General features: G+C 63.9%; 3 protein-coding genes. 1 reads left to right on the plus strand and 2 read right to left on the minus strand.

Going from position 1 to position 2,384, the window contains the following annotated elements; genetic code table 11:
* Positions 1-37 precede the first annotated feature (37 nt).
* Positions 38-691 carry a MerR family transcriptional regulator gene (locus AC3A3W_RS00020; protein ID WP_487439849.1) on the minus strand — a complete coding sequence of 218 codons (654 nt, stop codon included), beginning with the start codon at positions 689-691 and terminating at the stop codon, positions 38-40.
* Positions 692-779: 88 nt separating this feature from the next.
* On the opposite strand from AC3A3W_RS00020, the gene AC3A3W_RS00025 reads away from it, so the two are divergent.
* Entirely contained in the window at positions 780-1,334 is a 555-nt protein-coding gene (locus AC3A3W_RS00025) for a DUF2306 domain-containing protein (RefSeq protein WP_487439850.1), read from the plus strand.
* A gap of 46 nt (positions 1,335-1,380) precedes the next feature.
* Here the strand turns inward: AC3A3W_RS00025 and AC3A3W_RS00030 are convergent, their stop codons facing one another.
* Positions 1,381-2,061, minus strand: coding sequence for a DUF559 domain-containing protein (locus tag AC3A3W_RS00030; RefSeq protein ID WP_487439851.1), 681 nt, complete (start codon positions 2,059-2,061; stop codon positions 1,381-1,383).
* Between the last annotated feature and the right edge of the window lie 323 nt (positions 2,062-2,384).

Below are 2,384 nucleotides of genomic sequence, written 5' to 3' on the forward strand. Positions count from 1 at the left end.
CTCCCTCACCTTTCGCAGGTTTGGGCCCGACGCTCCCTCACTTCTTTTGGTGGGGGAGCGTCCTGCTTTCGGCGTCTTCCGTGTAGCGTCCGATGGCGTGGCTGGCCTGTGCCAAGGCAAGAAGCTTGAGCACCAGTTGACTGTGCAGGTGCATGCCGACGGCGGCCGTCAGGATCAGCTCGTTCGTGTCCTCCGGCGCGGCGGTCGCATTAATGTCCCGGTCGGCAATGGCGTCGAGAGCCTTGCTGTAAGCATCCAGCAGTTCGGTTGTCACCGGCACGCCGAGGCTTTCCATCAGCGCGACATGCGCGTCCAGTGCCGTTCTGGCGTCACTGGGCGCGTCCGGCCAGTTCCGTAGGCGTACGACGGCGTCGCCCGCCCGAGTGCGGACGTCACCGGTCTTTTTGTTCACCGCGGTCAGGCCCAGTACAGTCCGCTGCACCGCAGCGAGAATCTCAAGGCGGGGTGCGCCGTCGTCGGCCAGTTTCATCAGCGGCCGGATCTGTTCAATGCTGAGTCCCACCACGGCCCGCAAGGCGTGGATCACCCTCAGTCGGCTGACGTGCCGAGCTGAGTACCTGGCGCGTGTGGCGTGAACCGATTCTCCGGCGGGCAGCAGTCCCTCGCGGAGGTAGAACTTGATGCTCGCCGCGGAAATGCCCGTCCCCTCGCTTAGTTCTTTGAGCTGCACCCGGCCTCCCGCTCTGCTGGTTGGATAGCGAAACCAACGCCCGCTATCTTGATGTACAACTGTTGGATAGTGCTTCTATCCTAGGCCTATGGAGACTTGGAACGCACTGCTTGCCAGTCACGTGGTTGCCGCGCTTTTTGTGCTCGCGATCGGGCCGCTGCAAATACTCCGGCGGCGCCGCGACCGAATCCACCGCACCATGGGATACCTGTGGGTCGCCGCGATGTACTACGTCTGCGCCAGCAGCTTCTGGATCGTCACGGAAGGACATTTCACCTGGCTGCACGGGCTGTCCGCCTTCACTCTGATGACGGTCACCCTGGGACTGGTGAGTGCCATCCGCGGCAATATTCCTGCCCACCTCGGGAACATGGTGGGAAGCTACGTCGGCATTGCCGTGGCGTTCGTCTTTGCCGTCGCAGTGCCCGGCCGGGCCATTCCCCGGCTCCTGGCCGACGACGCCCCCACCGCCGTTTACGTTGCCGCCGTCGTTGTCCTTGGCGTCGCCGTCATCTTCGCCTCGCTGAAGCTCGGCGGGCGGTCTGGTCCTCCGGTGAGGAGGCGACGGACCACGGCCGGTTCGGCGGCCGACTCGAAGTTGGATCAGCCCAACGGCGACGCTCCCTCAGTTTTGGCCGGCTGACGGGGGACGCTCCCTCAGATCGTGTCGGCAAGCCGGGGACGCTCCCTCAGATCGCGTCGGCAAAGCCTGCAGCCTGGGGATGGTCCAGACGGGCCGCGCGCAGTGCTCGTTTAATCTTTCCCATAGCCAGCTGGAAACCGTCAGCGAGATCATCCCTATGAAACGTCAGGACAGTCCACCCGGCGGACTCAAAGGCTTTGTCACGCCGCCTGTCGCTGAAGGTCTGGGCGTCGAGAAGGTGATGGCCGCCGTCGTACTGAATCGCGAGGCGGCGCTGCCTGTAGCCGAGATCCGCCGTGGGGGACATAGCGTCATGAATCCTCAAGGCCACCTGCAGCTCCGGTTCCGGGAGGCCGGCATCCTCCATGGCTAGTCGCAGTAGTGTCTCCGGGGCTGAATCGGCTCCTACACGCATCAGGTCCAGTGCTTGCCTGGCGCGCACAACGCCCTGCAGGTTCGGATGACGGTCCACAAGAGAGCGCAAACCCGCCAGCGTTGTGAACGGCTCCGTCCGGTCCTCGAACTGCAGCCGCGGAATCCGGATGAGTTCGTCGCCCATGCAGACCAGTTCGGTGAGTGACAGGCGTCTGGCCATATCCAGCCAGGTCCGGGCTCGGGTGCTGATGCGGATGCCCTCCACGGATTCAATCTCCTCCTCCCGGGCCAGAACCGTATGGCCGTACACTCCCTTTCGCCGTACTTCGGGCAGGGATCGCGGCTTGCTCAAGTGAAGCTCCGTCGAGTCAGACAGCCAGGCAGGCAAGATCTGGCAGCGGATACGCGCCGCCGTGACGTGAGAGATCCAGGCGCCCGGAGACACTGCAGACAGTGCCCTCGCCGCCGCTTCAAGGTCAAAGTCCCAGCCCGCCGGGCGGTAGAGTCCGCGGCCGACGTGGACGACGTCGGCCCGGCGCAGACGGCTTGCCGAAACACCGGATGCCCTCGCCGATTCCAATGTGAATGGAGCCATGAGGAGAGCAGCCGGTAGATCATTGCGCATTTGCATACCCGCATTGTGACCTGAAATGAGCTGGTCCCGCAGAAGTTATC

The sequence above is a fragment of the Arthrobacter sp. Soil_N43 genome (assembly GCF_057655195.1).

Excerpts from the sequence above, each read along its gene's own strand:
- AC3A3W_RS00025 (WP_487439850.1), top strand. The coding sequence starts at position 780 with ATGGAGACTTGGAACGCACTGCTTGCCAGTCACGTGGTTGCCGCGCTT.